Annotated in this window: 13 protein-coding genes; 11 read left to right on the top strand and 2 right to left on the bottom strand. The window is 30.1% G+C overall.

Translation table 11 applies throughout. The features are described 5' to 3' along the window. Positions 1 to 25: 25 nt before the first annotated feature. Positions 26 to 391 carry an HIT family protein gene (locus tag WG951_RS01415; RefSeq protein ID WP_105048434.1) on the bottom strand — a complete coding sequence of 122 codons (366 nt, stop codon included), beginning with the start codon at positions 389 to 391 and terminating at the stop codon, positions 26 to 28. Continuing rightward, a complete protein-coding gene (locus tag WG951_RS01410) occupies positions 388 to 1,455 on the bottom strand; it encodes an HNH endonuclease domain-containing protein (RefSeq protein WP_245893480.1) in 1,068 nt (355 codons plus the stop codon). Before WG951_RS01410 ends, WG951_RS01415 begins: the two co-directional genes overlap by 4 nt. 978 nt (positions 1,456 to 2,433) lie before the next feature. Here WG951_RS01410 and WG951_RS01405 point away from each other — a divergent pair. The 11 genes from WG951_RS01405 (at position 2,434) to WG951_RS01355 (ending at position 17,453) form a co-directional block, all read left to right on the top strand. Further along, entirely contained in the window at positions 2,434 to 4,113 is a 1,680-nt protein-coding gene (locus WG951_RS01405) for a CFI-box-CTERM domain-containing protein (RefSeq protein ID WP_105048433.1), read from the top strand. Further along, complete coding sequence (locus WG951_RS01400) at positions 4,113 to 5,051, top strand: hypothetical protein (RefSeq protein WP_105048432.1); 939 nt, start codon at positions 4,113 to 4,115, stop codon at positions 5,049 to 5,051. The genes WG951_RS01405 and WG951_RS01400 overlap by 1 nt, the downstream gene beginning before the upstream one ends. Positions 5,052 to 5,061: 10 nt before the next feature. Continuing rightward, entirely contained in the window at positions 5,062 to 7,587 is a 2,526-nt protein-coding gene (locus tag WG951_RS01395) for an Hsp70 family protein (RefSeq protein WP_105048431.1), read from the top strand. A gap of 11 nt (positions 7,588 to 7,598) precedes the next feature. After that, complete coding sequence (locus WG951_RS01390) at positions 7,599 to 8,297, top strand: cell envelope integrity protein TolA (protein ID WP_105048430.1); 699 nt, start codon at positions 7,599 to 7,601, stop codon at positions 8,295 to 8,297. Continuing rightward, positions 8,298 to 10,061, top strand: coding sequence for an AAA family ATPase (locus WG951_RS01385; RefSeq protein ID WP_105048429.1), 1,764 nt, complete (start codon positions 8,298 to 8,300; stop codon positions 10,059 to 10,061). A gap of 11 nt (positions 10,062 to 10,072) precedes the next feature. After that, complete coding sequence (locus WG951_RS01380; RefSeq protein ID WP_105048428.1) at positions 10,073 to 10,612, top strand: hypothetical protein; 540 nt, start codon at positions 10,073 to 10,075, stop codon at positions 10,610 to 10,612. Then, positions 10,602 to 10,913 (top strand): DUF6804 family protein, encoded by a 312-nt coding sequence (locus tag WG951_RS01375; RefSeq protein ID WP_105048427.1) that lies wholly within the window; start codon positions 10,602 to 10,604, stop codon positions 10,911 to 10,913. The genes WG951_RS01380 and WG951_RS01375 overlap by 11 nt, the downstream gene beginning before the upstream one ends. Positions 10,914 to 11,030: 117 nt before the next feature. Next, complete coding sequence (locus WG951_RS01370; RefSeq protein WP_105048426.1) at positions 11,031 to 12,587, top strand: type I restriction-modification system subunit M; 1,557 nt, start codon at positions 11,031 to 11,033, stop codon at positions 12,585 to 12,587. Further along, on the top strand, positions 12,577 to 13,806 hold the full coding sequence (locus tag WG951_RS01365) for a restriction endonuclease subunit S (protein ID WP_105048425.1): 1,230 nt from the start codon (positions 12,577 to 12,579) through the stop codon (positions 13,804 to 13,806). The genes WG951_RS01370 and WG951_RS01365 overlap by 11 nt, the downstream gene beginning before the upstream one ends. A 7-nt stretch (positions 13,807 to 13,813) precedes the next feature. Next, positions 13,814 to 15,601: an ATP-dependent nuclease gene (locus WG951_RS01360; protein ID WP_105048424.1), complete on the top strand. Its 1,788-nt coding sequence runs from the start codon at positions 13,814 to 13,816 to the stop codon at positions 15,599 to 15,601. A 61-nt stretch (positions 15,602 to 15,662) separates the two neighbouring features. Then, complete coding sequence (locus tag WG951_RS01355) at positions 15,663 to 17,453, top strand: GmrSD restriction endonuclease domain-containing protein (protein ID WP_105048423.1); 1,791 nt, start codon at positions 15,663 to 15,665, stop codon at positions 17,451 to 17,453. Positions 17,454 to 17,462 lie beyond the last annotated feature (9 nt).

Here is a 17,462-nt window from a genome sequence, read left to right as displayed (position 1 = left end):
AATTAGAGTTATATAATTATAGAAATCAATAACTCATTTTATTCGGAATAACCCCTCTTACCCCTCCCCTTGGGCTTTCCACATCTCCCTTGTACCTAGGTATTAAATGACAATGAAAATGAAAAATAGTCTGTCCCGCAGTTTCACCGCAATTCATTCCAATATTATAACCAGAGGGGTTATAATCCCTCTTTATTATTTCTTTGGCAATTTCAAGAACTTCAGGTAAATTATTTTTCTCCTCAGGTGAAAGTGTAAAATAATCTACTCTTAATACATTAGAGATAATTAAAAGGTGACCTGGAGAGACAGGAAAAGAATCTTTAATAATGAAGAAGAATTCATTTTTAAAAATAATTGATGACTGAGGTATTTCTAGAAAGTTTTTCATAAGTTCATATATTGAAAACCATTATTATGAGCGATAGACAGCATTGGTTTTATATGTTCTTCATACTTCAATTTACTTAATTCTTGATCAGGAAAAATCGGCAAATAGTCTTGAAGAAATTTATTTTTAGGTTTCATGGATTTAACAATATCATAGCCTTCTTTTTGAAGCCTATAAAAGTCGTCAAAGTAAGTTTCAAATGGAGGTAGTTTATCACTCTTACTTGAATTAAAACTTGATTCTGCTGGGATTAAATTCCACATTAAATCGTGTGCTACAAATTGATGAGGAATAAAATGTTCAATAATATAACCTCCAACAACTAACTTCTCTCCTGTATATATACAATTTATGTATCCCAATTCTTTTATTACAAGATCCCAGAACATTTTTTTATGTTTATTTAAACTTCCCCTTATTATTGGCCTTAGTATTTTATTTGGGATATCGGGTACATTAGGGTTTCTCGCCTGTAAAAACAAGGTTAAATTCCAATAACAAAAGGTTTTTAGTATGCCACTATTTGTTTTAAAATAATTATACCATTTATCTTGTATAATAATGGAATCTTTCAATAATTTATAAGGCGCATTAAAAGTTACATCCAGAGATTTTGCATATACCTCCGATCTAGAACCAGAACCTAACCAAGGACTCAAGAACTTATATGGCACATTTTTATCAAAATGATGTAATAAAGAATTAGTTTCGCTATTTTCAGATTCTAAAAGCAGATTAAGAATCATACTTTTCTTAGTGTCAACATTAATATTTTCAACATCCTTTATCCTGCGAACTGCTTTCTGAATTAAGTCTTGCTTCCCAAACGATACTTGAAAATAATTTACCGTATACCAAGACAAGGTTAACATTCTAGAAAATAACTCCTTTTTATTAATCTCTTTCTTTCCTTCATCAACACACTCCAAAATTGCCCAAAACCAATAAAACTTATAGGTTGCACTAGTATTCTTAAAAACTGAAGTAAGTTTAAAATTGATATAGTAAGTTCTGTAGGTAATTGCATGTTTTAGTAGAAATAAAAAAGTATTTAGAAATAACAACTAAAGTTAATATATAAAAAACAAATTTAGCACATGAAACAATCAATTAATTAAATTCTTCTATAAATCTATAGTTATAGAAATATAGTTTTATATAAAAAAGGAAAACTATATTTCTACAATTAGGTTTTCCTACATCTAACTTTTACAAATTAGAATGAACAAATTTACAACCAGAAAAGAGTTAATAGATAGTAATTTGATTAATGATGGCTGGGACATAAATAGCTTCCAGATAACTCATTCTATTGAGACATGGTAAATTTCAAGGAAAATATTGTTATTAAACCTAATGTCTAATACATTTTTGCACAATGGAAACGAACCTATAATAGTCTACGCCAGACAATGATGCCAATTGATAAATTAAAAAAAACACCTACTCAAAAAAGAATATCTAAACTACCAATTCTAATAAAAAAAGACATCAACGATTTCTTAAACAACATGGGAAAGGAATATCCTTTTTAATCTTTATGTGAGCCTGCCGCTCGGGCTCATTTTCAAAATCAGTTAATAATTTCTAATTAAATGATAAAAATAATCAACTGATTTTGAAAATGGAAAAACTACGTGGGTGTATTTTACCCTTAAAATACAAACGAAGGTAAATTTTACAATAATTTACCTTCGCTTTTTTACAGATATAAATACACTTTTGTATAAATGTATTTTTGTACAAAAGTATAGTTAAACATTTGTATAATTATATCAAAATAGAGACTTCTTTAAAACCTCTAACTCCACTCATAACCCATTAAACATTTGAATAATACTATATTTTGAGTTTTGTTGTATGAATGTAATTCAGTCTAAAAAAATGAGTATCTATGGTGATTTTAGGTTGTAAAACAGACTTTTAGTTAATAATAGATATAAATACAACTCTTTTTTATGCGATTACGGAAACCCGTAACAACGAGTCAATTGTTCTCTATACTTTTATGCTTTAACATATTACTAACATAAATATTCTCTATGAATATAATAAACCACAATCCCTATCGAATTGCAGGAATTCTTTCAAATGCTACTACTAGAGAAATAGAAAGACAAAAAGGGAGAGTCAAGGCATATTCAAAAGTTGGAAAAGAAATAAAATCTGATTATGATTTTCAAATTTTAGATAGTGTTACAAGGACTGAAGATTCAATAAATAACGCTTTTTCAGATATTCAACAATCTCAAGATCAAGTAAACTACGCTTTATTTTGGTTTGCAGAGGCAAATCCTTTTGACAAGACAGCTATTGAATACTTAAAACAAGGTGACCAACAAAAAGCGATTGAAATATGGAAAAAAGTAACAAACAATAAAGAAGTTACCTCAAAAAATTTCTCATCCTTTAATAATTTAGGAACACTTAAACTGATAAGTCATTTTCAAGCAGATATACAAACCGGTATTGATGCAAAAATAAAACTAATTGAATCTGATTATTTCAAAAACTTTGTTCACGCAGTTGCTAACGAAACCTATACGATTGATAACGAGAAACAAATAGAGAAATTTATTGATGAATTACTTATTCAATTCAAAAATCAATATTCAAGTTCAGAAACCTTACAATTATTTAGTAATTGCAATGGTTCAACACAAAAGTATCTTTCTAAAAAGTTTACAGAAGAACCACTTCATAATATTGAAAGTCAAATTGAAAGCTCTAAAAAGAAAAGAAATCAAAACAAAGAAGAAGCATATGAGTTTGGATTAAGACTTTTCGTAAATTCTAAAGATGATTTGTCTCTATTAAGATCTTTATTAGGCACAAACGACTTAAAATACAAAATGATTGCCGACAATTTAGCTAAAGAGATAATGCAGTGTGGAATTGATTATTTCCAAAAATGGAAAGAAAAGAAAGACCCAAGTGAAGAAGGTTTAAAGTTACTTAAATATGCTAAATCAATAGCAATCGGAAGCCAAACAAAAGACAGAATTAAAGAAAATACAGAAGGAATACAAGAATGGGCTGAAACTGCACCGATAAAAGAAGATTTAGCTTTCATTACAAGGAAATTAAAATCATTTCAAAACTCAATGGACACTATATCTAATGCAAAATCATTGGTTAATTCTTGTAAAAGTAAATTACAAAATATTAGAGTTGTTTTAGGCTCAAATGATGAATTTTATTTAAATATTAGTAGTGCTGTTGTGAGCAATGCTCTTGGAATGGTAATAGACGTTGTTAATGAAGCTCAAAGTGGACTCGAATACAACAAAGCTAAATTAATTAGACTACCAGATATTGTTTCAGATGCAGTTTCAGTAATTTCAACAATGGGTTCACTTGATATGAATAGCCAAACTCGACATAGATATTCTGAAAATAAATCTACAATAAATGGCATTAATAGCCAACTCGAAAGTGTTAGAAGACAAATCCACTCCACAAATGGGTCATCATCATCATCAAGCAGTAATAGCGGCTGCTACATAGCTACAATGGCTTATGGAGATTATGATCACCCTCAAGTAATAGAATTACGAAATTTTAGAGATGATTTTTTAAGTAAAACCATAGTTGGAAGATATTTTATTAAATTCTACTATAAATATTCACCAAGTTTAGTTGAAAAGTTAAAAAACAAACAAAGTATTAATCTAATAATCCGAAAAGGTTTAGATCAATTTATTAAAACAATCAAAAAATAATGAAGAAAATTTTATTCATAGCTGTGTTTTTCGGAGCATCAAACCTTTTTGCTCAACAACAACAAGATTCTATTTTGGTTAAAGAAATACCAACTATAAAAAAAGATGTTTTTCAACAAAGACAAGAAATAAATTCTTTGACTAAAAAACTAAACAATCAACAATATATTCTAAATCAACAAAAAAAGGGTTTGAAAACATTAAACCTCAAATCAAAAAAACAAGAAAATATCATTGATAGTTTAAATCAATTGATAAAATACAACAGTCAAAATATTATAACCAACTCAACAGAATTAGGTACTAAAATTAAACAAACAGGCGAAAACGCAAATTCCAAATTTTCTGAACTAGATAGTAATTTGAGTAAAAATCGTTTGTATTGGATTATAGCCACCTTAACTACCCTTTTATTAGGAGGTTTAATTTATTGGTTACTTGGTAAACGAATTCAATCTAGCAAAACAGATGTTGAAACTCAAATTAAAAACACAAAAACAGCTTTAGAGGAAGAAAGTATAAAATTGGATAACAAATTGGTAGAAGTCTTAGAAACTCAATTGAAATTAAAACAAGAGCAAACCAAAGTACAACCAGCAGCAGCAAACGAAAAAGCAGATCATTCATTAGCTTTAAAAGTAGCCGATGAAGTTATAAGGATTCAAAAGAATTTGAGCCGAATGGACGAAAGTACCAAAGGATTAAAACAATTAGGCTCTTCTGTTCAACGTATTCAAGACAACTTTGCATCAAACGGTTATGAATTGGTTAAAATGTTAGGTAAAGAATATAATGAAGGGATGAAAGCAACAGTAAACTTTGTTCAAGATGAAGATTTTGAAGAAGGAAAAAGATTAATAACCAGAATAATAAAACCGCAAGTGAATTATAAGGGAACTATGATTCAAACAGCACAAATTGAAGTTACAGAAGCATAAAACATTAAAAATGGCAAGAACAAAAATTGACTACGGTATTGACTTAGGAACTACTAATTCCGCTATTTCTAGAATGGAAAATGGAGAACCTACCATAAAAAAAACTGATACATTAAAAGACACAATGCCTTCTTCTGTTTATATAAATAAGAAAAAAGCAATACAAGTTGGAGATAGTGCATACAATGCTTTAAAACGTGATAGGTTAAAATCGATGAAAGCTTCAGGTAATTTTGAATCTAATGCTTTTATCGAATTTAAAAGAACAATGGGAAGTGATAAATCCTATTCAAGTTCAAATCTTGGAAAAGATTTAACCTCTGAAGAGTTATCTGCCGAAGTATTAAAGACTTTAAAATCTTTTGTGAAAGATGAAAATGTAAATTCAATCGTAATTACAGTTCCTGCGGCTTTTAAAAACAATCAGAAAGAAGCAACTAGAGAAGCTGCGCAATTAGCAGGTTTTGACCATATAGAGTTATTACAAGAACCTGTTGCTGCAGCCATGGCTTACGGGTTAAGTTCAGATAAAAAAGATGGTTTTTGGTTAGTTTTTGATTTCGGAGGAGGAACATTTGATGCTGCACTTTTAAAAGTTGAAGAAGGTATTATGAAAGTAATTGATACCGAAGGGGACAATTATTTAGGAGGTAAAAATTTAGATTTTGCTATTGTGGATGAAATCATATTACCATATATAGAAGAAAACTTTGTAATAGATTCTATTTTAGCAGATGACTCTAAAAAGCAAATATTAAGAAACGCTATGAAGTTTTATGCTGAAGAAACAAAAATAAAACTTTCATTTAATGATACACACAATATACTTTCTGATTTAGGAGACATCCCTGGTGAAGATGATGAAGGTGAAGAATTTGAACTTGATATTACAGTTACTCAAGCAGATATTACAAAAGCACTAGGACCTGTTTTCCAAAAAGCAATCGATGTAAGTAAAAATCTTTTAGAACGAAACAATTTAAAAAGCTCTTCTTTAGATTCTTTAATATTAGTTGGAGGACCAACCTTTTCTCCTGTATTACGTAATATGTTAGAAGCCCAAATTTGTAAACCTGATACGAGTGCAGATCCAATGACTGTTGTTTCAAAAGGTGCTGCATTGTACGCTTCAACAGTTAATATTTCTGAAGAAGTAAGAGAACAAACAAGAGATAAAACTAAAATACAGTTAGAAATAGCTAATGAATCTTCTACAGTTGAAACAGAAGAATTTGTACCCATTAAAATTTTGGCTGATAAAACAGAAGGGGAAATTCCAGAAAAAGTATTTGCTGAAATAACGAGAGGTGATAAAGCTTGGTCTAGTGGTAAAGTAGAAATAAATACTATTGGTGATATTGTTGAAATTCAATTAAATGAAGGTAAAACAAATGTTTTCGACGTTGTTTTATATGATAATAAAGGAAATATTTTAGAGAGTGAACCTTCTAACTTTAGTGTAATTCAAGGTTCAAAAATTGGAAACGCAACATTAGCTTATAATATTGGAATAGAATTAAAAGATAAAATAACAAATAAAATACGTTTTAAATCAATTAAAGGTTTAGAAAAAAACCTATCTATTCCTGCCGTTGGCACAAAAAATGGTTTAAAAACTCAAAAACAAATTCGCCCAGGAATCGATTCTGATTTTATAAAAATACCTGTCTATGAGGGTGAACACAATTCTGATGGTACCAGAGCTATTTATAATGAACATGTTACAGATATCATTATTAGTGGGGTAGATTTACCTGCCTTATTACCCGAAAACAGCGATGTAGATTTAACAGTAAATGTTGATAGATCTGAAAAAATAATGGTTACAGCTTATTTTCCTTACTTGGATTTTACAACGGAGATAGAGGTTGATACCACCAAATCTTCTATAGAAACATCTTGGTTAGCGAATGAAATTAGAAAAGCTAAAGGTAGTGTAAGTGAATTAAGGGACGAAGGAAATCCTGATGAAGCTAAACTTCAAAAAATAGAAATCGAATTAGCGGAACTTGACAAGTCGTTTGAAAACAATAAAAATGATACTGATGCTAAATCAGAAGTCTTAAGTAATTTAAGAAAATCACTTAAAGTAATTGATGCCTTAAACGAAACTACAGAATGGCCAAAATTAGAAGAAGAGCTTAAAGCAGAGTTTTACAGGTTAGAAAAAGCGAATACTGATTTAGGAAACGAGAAAAGCACGAAATTAGTTAATGAATTTCGTTCACAATTAGAGGAAGTCATAAAAACCAAAGATGTAAAGCTAGCTGCCGTATTACTAGATGAAATTAGCGGATTCTTTTTTCAATTAACTTTCATATATCAACTTATAAATTTTGTAAGAAATCACAATGATCATTTTGGGTCATACCAATGGAGAGATACGAGTAGAGCTAGAGTTCTTTTAAATAAAGGATTACAAATTATAGGAGAAAGCCCAGATGTAGATGAATTACACCCTATTGTACTTTCGTTATTAGATTTACTACCTGATAACGAAAAACCAAGCGGTGATGAAACTATATTAGTAGGGTAAAATTAAATGATATGAAATTAAAAATTAAACTTCTTCTTCCATTCTTTTTTTTAGCATTAATTATTTCTTCCTGTGAAAGTAGAGTTGAAAAAGAACAACGTGAAGCAAAAGAGCTACAACAAAGAATTCAAATAAAAGCTCGAAAGGAAAAAGAAGCTAAAGAAGTTGCTTTTCAAAAAGAACAAAAAAGAATTGAACGAGAAAAAGAAGAAACAGCTAAACGAATAAAAAGAGAAGCCAAGCTTAAAAAGGAACGCGAAGAAAAAGCAATCTATGACAGGTATATAAACAACTCTTTACGCACAGGTGATACACCCTATGCTTACTGTTTTGGTTCTAATAATTCTTGTTCAAATAATGGATGCTCTCAAATTAAGGTAACTACACCTGTTAATTCTGATGTTTTGGTAACTATTAAAAAGAATGGAAAAGTATATAGACATGCTTATATAAATTCTAATAGTTCTTATACGTTTGAGTTTCCAAATGGCAGCTATCAAACCTACTTTTATTATGGAAAAGGATGGAATCCAAATAAAATAATGAAAAAAACTAATTGTGGTACTTTAAAAGGTGGCTTTATTACCAATGAGCATTTTGGAAAAGACAACCTACAGACATTAAATAATAACATTTTAGAATATGAATTGATATTACAACAGAATGGTAATTTTAGTACTAAACCTAGTAATTCAGAGGAAGCTTTTTAAATGAAAATATCAAAAAAAATATTATCCAAAGGTCAAAATATTGATAATAAATACAAGGTAACCTTCTTTCTTAAAAAAGGAAGTTACGCTGAAACCTATCGTGTAAAAGATTTAGAAGGAAAAACAAAACTTTTAAAGTTGTTTCGCTATTCTAGACTAGACAGAACACAGTTTGATAGTAATGATGATATTTTAGAAATTGAAATTTTAAAGCAAATTAAACATCCAAATTTGGTTAACTATCACGATAGTGGAGAATTGCTTGTAGAAAATCAAAAATATGCTTTTGTAATACTCAATTTCATTAGTGGAGAAACTTTGGCTGATAAAATGAAACGAGAGGAAACATTAAATCAGTATGAAACAAAAGATATAATTTCTGGTGTGTTAAATGGGTTAAACTATTTACATAACCTAGATAATCCAATTATCCACAATGATATTACGAACTTAAATATCATGACTGATTTATCAGGTAAAGTTCCCATTCCAAAAATAATTGATTTTGGTTATGCTCGCTATTTGAACCAATCAAACAAAGATTTTTTAAAGGACGGACTAAATCCATTTTATCAAGCTAATGAAAATTTTAATAAAATATTTTCGAAACAAAGTGATGTGTTTTCTGTAGGAGCCTTGTATTATCATTTACTTTTTGGCTTACCTCCTTGGTTTGTTGAGATTTCAAAATATAAATCTGATAAAATAAGTTTAGAAGATGCTGTTATACAAGAACGTAAAAAACCTTTAAAGTTTGACAAAAATATAGATGAGCAAACACAAAATATCATAGCCAAAGCTTTACAATCAAACGCTGAAAATCGTTTTAAAAATGTAAAAGAGTTTATACAGGCAATTAATGGCGAATTAGAGGTTAAACAGCTTTCAACTGTTACTGAAACTGTTAAACCAAAAATAAAAAATCTAAAAAACGGACAAGGATTTAAAGCTATTGCTGGAATGCAAGAACTTAAAGAAACCATACAATTAGATGTAATTGACGCTTTAAATGACAAAGAAAAATATGCCGAATATGGCTTAACAATTCCTAATGGAATGTTATTGTATGGTCCTCCAGGTTGTGGTAAAACTTTTTTTGCAGAACGAATGGCTGAAGAAATTGGTTTTAATTTTCATCAAATAAAACCTTCAGATATTCAAAGTAAATTTATAAATGAGTCACAAGAAAATATCAAACGTTTATTTGATGAAGCAAGAGCAAATGCACCTAGCATCATTTTTATCGATGAATTAGATGCTTTAATCCCTAATCGTAATAATACAGGTATTAACCACATGAATACAAGTGCTGTTAATGAGTTTTTAGCACAAATGAATAATTGCGGTGATGATGGTGTTTTTATTATTGGAGCTACCAATAGACCTAATGTAATTGACCCTGCAGTTTTAAGAGCAGGACGTTTAGATAAAACGATCTATCTACCACCACCAGATTTTGAAGCTAGAGAATTGATGTTTAGACTATATTTAGATAAAAGGCCTAGAGAAATAGGTTTAGATTATAAAGAATTAGCGAAAGCAACCGAAAACTATGTTTCTAGTGATATTAAATTTCTTAGTGATGAAGCGTCTAGAAAAGCTTTAAAAATGAAATCTAGAATCACAAAAGAAATTTTATTAGAAACTATTAATAACAATAGACCGTCAATTTCTCTAAATGAGTTAAAGAGTTACGTAACTATAAGAGCAAAGATGGAAGGAACATCTGAAAACACAAATAATCGACCGAGTATTGGTTTTTAAAAACATTTAATATGGAAACGATAAATTTTAATAAATTATTACTTAAAACTGCTTTTTCATGTATGGCATGCGATGGAGACATTGATAAAAGAGAAGTAAAACTAATTAAGCGATTACATCAAGAAAAAAAGACTTTTGGAGATATTGACATTAATTTAGAAATGGACAATTTACTAATTGCTATTAACAAAGATGGACATCAGTTTTTAAAACAATACTTTCAAGAACTTACAACTTCTAAGCTAACTGAAGCAAACGAGTTAAAAATTGTAAAAGTAGCTATTGAAACCATTAAAGCAGATGATAAAATAGAATACAGTGAAATTAAATTTTTTAAAGTAATTCGTTCAAAATTGAAAATAGGAAATCAACCTATTCTTGATAAATATCCTGATTTTGAAGACTATTTAGAGCAAGATATTATAAGTGATTCTTATTTATCTAGACTTCAAGAAGATTTTTTTGACACCCATATTTCAAATGAATTTCAATTAATTAATGAAATTGATAATGAACTTTTAAAGAGTCTAAAAGAAGATCATGAAGAATAACTTAACACTTATCAAAATTCCGTTAGCAATACTTTTATTGTTATGCTTATTAGATATGCCTTATGGATTCTACGAATTTGTAAGGTTTGTAGCACTTATAAGTTTTGGTTTTTTAGCATATCAATCTAAAGAAAAAAAAGATAAGACTGAACTGATAATTTTTATCTCTCTTGCCCTACTCTTTCAACCTTTTTTTAAAATTGCTCTTGGTAGAACTTTATGGAATATAGTAGACGTAATTACGGCGATCTACCTATTAATTAGCATTGTGAAAAAACAAAAGATAAACAAGGCTTTATAAAACTATATTTATAGAAATCTAGTTTTATATAAATATAGAAATCTGTAATTATATATCAGTTGGTTTCCTTACTTTTATTGTCCTTAAAAAAAATAAAAACTACACGAAAATACATAAATGGCTAAAAAAGAAGTAAAACAAAAATCTATAGAAGAAACACTTTGGCAATCTTGTGATAAATTAAGAGGTTCGGTAGAATCTAGCGAATATAAGCACGTAGTATTAGGCTTAATTTTCTTAAAATTTGCCAGCGATAAATTTGAAGAACGCAGAGAAGAATTAATTACAGAAGGACAAGAAAAATATGTAGAAATGAAAGATTTCTACAATATGAAGAACGTGTTCTTTTTAATGGAAACGTCTCGTTGGTCTTTTATCAAAGCAAACGCCAAACAAGACGATTTAGCTTTAAAAATTGATACTGCTTTACACCAAATAGAAAAAAACAACCCTGCACTGAAAGGTGCATTGCCAGACAATTATTTTTCTCGTTTAGGCTTAGACAAAACAAAACTAGCATCTTTAATAGACCAAATAAGCGAAATAAACACCATTGCCGATAAGCAAAACGACATTGTGGGACGTGTGTATGAGTACTTCTTAGCTAAATTTGCCATAAAAGAAGGAAAAGGAAAAGGAGAATTCTACACGCCTAAAAGTATTGTAAACCTAATTGCCGAAATGATAGAACCTTACCAGGGTATTATTTATGATCCTGCTTGTGGTTCTGGTGGTATGTTTGTACAATCTGTAAAGTTTATAGAACAACACTACGGTAATAAAAAAGAGGTTTCTGTATACGGACAAGAATACACCAATACAACCTACAAGTTGGCAAAAATGAATTTAGCCATACGTGGTATTTCTGCTAATTTGGGCGAAAAAGCGGCCGATACTTTTGGAGCTGACCAACACCCAGATTTAAAAGCAGACTTCATAATGGCAAACCCACCTTTTAACCAAAAAGATTGGAGATCCGAAAGCGAATTAACAGACGACCCACGCTGGAAAGGTTATGACGTACCTCCAAAATCTAATGCCAATTATGGTTGGATTTTAAATATGGTTTCTAAATTATCCGAAAATGGAGTAGCTGGTTTTATATTGGCAAATGGAGCGCTTTCAGGTGGTGGAGAAGAATATAAAATACGTAAAAAACTTATTGAAAATAATATGGTAGAAGCTATTATTATTTTACCGAGAAGTATGTTTTATACCACAGATATTTCTGTTACGCTTTGGATTTTAAATAAAAATAAAACTGAAAAAACAGTAAGTAAAGGAACGGAAACACGTAACTATCGCAAGCGTGAAGAAGAAATACTCTTCATGGATTTACGCCAAAAAGGCGAACCTTTCGAGAAAAAATACATTCAGTTTTCAGAAACGCAAATACAAGACATTGCTCAAACCTTTCATATGTGGCAAACCGATGTATCTACTTATAAGGATATACCTGAATATTGCTATTCTGCAAATAAAACCGAAGTAGAAAAAAAGGATTTCTCTTTAGTCCCAAGCAAATACATAGAATTTGTAAACCGAGACGAAAACATAGATTTTGACACAAAAATGAAGGCCTTACAAACCGAATTAAAAGATTTATTAGCACAGGAAGAACAATCAAAAACCGATTTACAGAACGTATTTAAAAACTTGGGTTATGAGTTATAAACGTTTGGGTGATTACATACAACCTGTAAATATTAGAAATACATATTTAGAGGTGACTACTTTATTAGGTGTAAGTGTGAAGAAAAAGTTTATTCCTTCAATCGCTAACACTGTTGGTACAGATTTTAAAAAATATAAAATTGTAAAAAAGCATCAATTTGTATATATACCAGATACTTCTAGAAGAGGAGAAAAAATTGGTATTGCCATGTTGGAAAGTCATAATATCGCATTAGTCTCTCAAGCCTATACTGTTTTTGAAATAGAAAACCAAAAAAAATTACTTTCTGAATATTTAATGATGTGGTTTAGAAGGCCAGAATTTGACCGTTATGCTAGGATTAAATCTCACGGAAGTGTTAGAGAAGTATTTGATTGGGAAGAATTATGCGATACACAATTACCTATCCCATCTCTAGAAAAACAACAACAGATAGTAGCTGAGTACAACACAGTTGCCAAGCGCATTAAACTCAACGAACAACTCAACCAAAAACTAGAAGAAACCGCACAAGCTTTATACAAACATTGGTTTGTAGATTTTGAGTTTCCTAATGTAGATGGTAAACCTTATAAATCTTCTGGTGGTGAAATGGTTTATAATGAGGAGTTGGATAAGGATATTCCTGTTGGATGGAGTGTGGAGAGGCTAGGGGAAATTATAGAAAGTCATTCTAAAAAACATGATTTCAAGAAAGAAGAACTTATTTTCTTCAATACTTCGGATATACTTGAAGGAGATTTTCTTCACAATAATTATATGAAAGTTGAAGAAATGCCAGGTCAAGCAAAAAAAACAATAAGTAAAAATGATATTCTTTATAGTGAAATAAGACCTGCAAATAAAAGGTATGCTTTAGTTAGAATTGATTCTGAGGATTATGTTGTTTCAACGAAATTAATGGTTTTAAGATTACTTACTGATAAATTTAATAGTGAAAGAATTTATCATTACTTAATCTATCCTGAAACAATAAAGGAATTACATCAAGCTGCTGAAGGGCGTTCGGGAACATTTCCACAAATTACGTTTGAAGAGCATATTGAAAACAGACAATTAATTATTGCTTCTGATAATATCGAAAAAAAATGGCAAGCTTATTTAACTCTTCATTTTGAACAATTTTATAATCAAAGAGACGAAAACAAAAAACTCAAAGAACTTCAAAGTCTCTTATTAGCAAAAATGACAAAGGTGGAATTAATAAATATAAATTAGTATCAAAATGTATATCTCCAATCTAGCCATAACCAATTATAGAGGGATTAAAGAAACCCGATCTATTCAATTAGACCAACTATCTTCCATAGTGGGTAAGAACGACGCAGGTAAAACCATAGTGCTTTTTGCAATCGCCTCTTTTCTTGATATTAAAAGCTTTCCAATAACATATTCAGATTTTAATGAAATAGACCAAACTATCATTTTTGAGTTTGATTTTAAGTCAGAAAATTTGGGAGAACTACTAATGACTAAACTTAAATCTAAGGTTAAGAAAACGGATGGTTTAGAAGAGTATGTGCAAGATTTTATTTTTAATGGAACGATAAAATATAAACGAGAAGCTGCTAAAGTGGATAAAAAGTTTTCAGCCGAGTATGTTTTAATTGAGGACTTTGAACAAGAAGATATTCAGCAATTATATTTCAAACCTGATGAAGAACTAAACGCTATTCTTGAAAAATACGGAATCGAAATACCTGTAGAAGGCAAAGGAAGAAACTCAAAGGTTGAAAAGATTAAATACATTAAACAACACTTTGTAGAAGCTAATAGAGTTAGCTTTTGGATAGAAGATGATAGTAAAATAGCTAGCCTATTCCCTGCTGTAGAAATGTTTAAAGCAGATTACGGTTTGGAGGCTGATACCAAATTCAAAACCAATTCAGTTAGTGAAATTCAAGATTATTTTAATCGTGAAGCTGCTGAAGCTGAGACCAAACTAAAAAAGGTTGAAGCTGAAATAGTTGAAGAGATGAAAAAAGAAGCTGAATCTGTTCAAGTTTATATGCAAGATTATGCTTCAACTCTAAAGTCTGTTCAAATTACGCCAACAGTAAATTGGAAAGATGCTATTAAAGGCGTAGACGTTAGTTTTCAATTTGATGGAGATGAAAAGTTTATTCCAATGAGTCATAAAGGTACTGGATACAGAAGACTTTTTATGGTAGCTCGTTTTAGATATTTGGCAGAAAAAAGCAAAGGCAATAATATTATTTATCTTATTGAAGAACCTGAAACATTCCTTCATCCAACAGCTCAAGCCGACTTATTAGGAGCTTTAAAAGAAATGTCGGTTGAAAATCAAGTCATCATTACAACTCATTCACCTATTTTTGCTGGAGCCACAAGTATTAACGGTGTGGTATTGTGTACTAAGGACGGGCAATCGAACTATTGCAATGCAACAAAAGATGATGATACTACTTTTTTAAGAAAGGTAATAGATGAATTGGGGATAAAACCTAATTACAACCTAAGAGATGATTTCGAAAGGATATTATTTGTAGAAGGACAAGATGATGCAACATTTTTTAAAGTGATTTGTAGTAAGGTGTTGGCTAGAAATCTTGAGGATAAGGTTCTTGTTTTACCTACTGGAGGCAGTAGTATTGATAGTTTTATAAATATATCTTACTTCAAGAAAAACGGCAGAGATTTATTTTTAATTGTGGATAGTGATAAAGGGGTATCCTTTAAAAACCCAGAAAAACCAGTCAAGCAGCAATCTACTGTAGATAATTTTAGTAAGAAATTTGGTAGTTCTTATCTTCTAAAGAAATCAAATATCGAAAGTTATTTTCACCCGAGAGCAATTGAAAGAAGATACAGACATTTAGAAGAAGGTTCTGTGCATTTTTTTGATGACGATGAGTATTTAGTTGACTTTTTTAAAGAGAAACGTATTTCAAAAAAGCATAATACTCAAATTTTTGATTTAATGACTAAAGAAGAATTTGAAGAAGTGGTAGAACAAGAATTTTTAGATTTTCTAACAGAAATCACAAATTAATAACTTTTATAAGTAGCATCCATAGACTTAACCTTGAAATTTTAATAGCAATAAGAAAATAATGGCAAAATATAGCGTACACCAACAACCTGTAGAAACTTTATTAAGTTGGATAAAATCTGGCGATATCGCCATACCAGAAATTCAGCGTCCTTTTGTGTGGAAAGCGGCAAAAGTAAGAGATTTAATAGATTCTTTATACCAAGGCTATCCTGTAGGTTATATTATTACTTGGCGTAATCCAGATGTGAAACTAAAAAACGGAGAATTATCAGCAGGTAAAAAAGTATTAATAGATGGGCAACAACGTATTACAGCTTTAACCGCAGCCATAGTTGGTCAAAGGGTATTAAATAAAAACTACAAAGAAATTAATATTCGTATTGCTTTCAATCCATTAACAGAAGCTTTTGAGGTTTTAAATAAAGCCAAAGAAAAAAGCCCTGAATGGATAAACAATATCAATCCTATTGTTAATGATGAGATTACAATTAGTAAAGCAAGAAAAAGTTATATAGCATTAAACCCAGACATAGATGAGGATTTAATAGAACAACGTATAGAAAAACTTAAAACAGTTAAAAACCAACAAGTCGGGATTATTGAGTTAGATGCAAGTTTAGATATTGATACAGTAACTGAAATTTTTATTCGTATCAATCAAAAAGGGGTGGTATTAAGTAATGCCGATTTTGTAATGTCTAAAATAGCTTCAGACGAACAACACGGCGGAAACAAAATGCGTAAAATGGTAGATTACTTCTGCCGTTTATTGGTAGATAAAGGTTTTATCAAACATATTGTAGATAACGATACCAATTTTACAGAAAGTAATTATTACAAAGGCATCAAATGGATAGCTACAAATAATGACGATTTGTATTGCCCGGATTATATAGATATGCTTCGTGTGGCATTTACTTTTAAATTTAGTCGTGGTAAGTTTAGTGATTTAGTAGCTTTATTATCTGGTAGAAATTTTGAAACTAGAACCTATGAAAATGATATTGCAGCAGCTAGTTATCAAAAATTATCAGATGGTTTAGAAGCTTTTGTCAATCAAACCAATTACCAAAGGTTTGTTATGATATTAAAGTCTACTGGCTTAATAAATAGAAAATTAATTTCGTCTCAAAACAGTTTAAATTTTGCCTACGCATTGTATTTAAAACTGCGTGATGATAATATGAGCGAACCAGAAATACAGGGTTATGTAAAAAGATGGTTGATATTATCCATATTTATTGGTCGTTATTCAGGTTCGGCAGAATCTAGAATAGATGAAGACATCAAACAAATAAACACAAAAGGAATTGCAGCGTATTTATTACAAATGGAGCAAGCTCATTTAGGCGAAGGCTTTTGGGATTTTGGTTTAATCAACGATTTAGAAAGCTCTAGTGTAAACAATAATGCGTACACCTTGTACTTAGCTGCTCAGGTAAATAAAAATTCGGTAGCTTTCTTATCAAAATCTATGACAATTACTAGTTTAATTGAACAAAGAGGAGATATACACCATATTTTTCCGAAACAATATTTGATAAACAACGGTTATCCACAAAAAGCCTATAACCAAGTAGCCAATTTTGTGTACACAGAGCAAGCTACCAATATAAAAGTGGGTAAAATGCCACCTACCGAATATTTAGGGAAAATTAAAGACCAGATAAACCAAGGTGTTAATGAAGTTAGCACATTAGATACTGAAACTGCTTTAGTAGATAATATTAAAACAAATGATATTCCATCATTTATAACAGAAGCTACACACAAAGATTACACCAAGTTTTTAGAAGAAAGACGTAAACTAATGTCTAAGAAACTAAAAGCTTATTACGAAAGTCTATAAAAGTAAAAG

The sequence above is a fragment of the Polaribacter butkevichii genome (genome assembly GCF_038024105.1).
Lineage (GTDB): Bacteria > Bacteroidota > Bacteroidia > Flavobacteriales > Flavobacteriaceae > Polaribacter > Polaribacter butkevichii.
The sequence above is the reverse complement of the archived record's forward strand: the minus strand, read 5'-3'. Positions and strand labels throughout refer to the sequence as shown.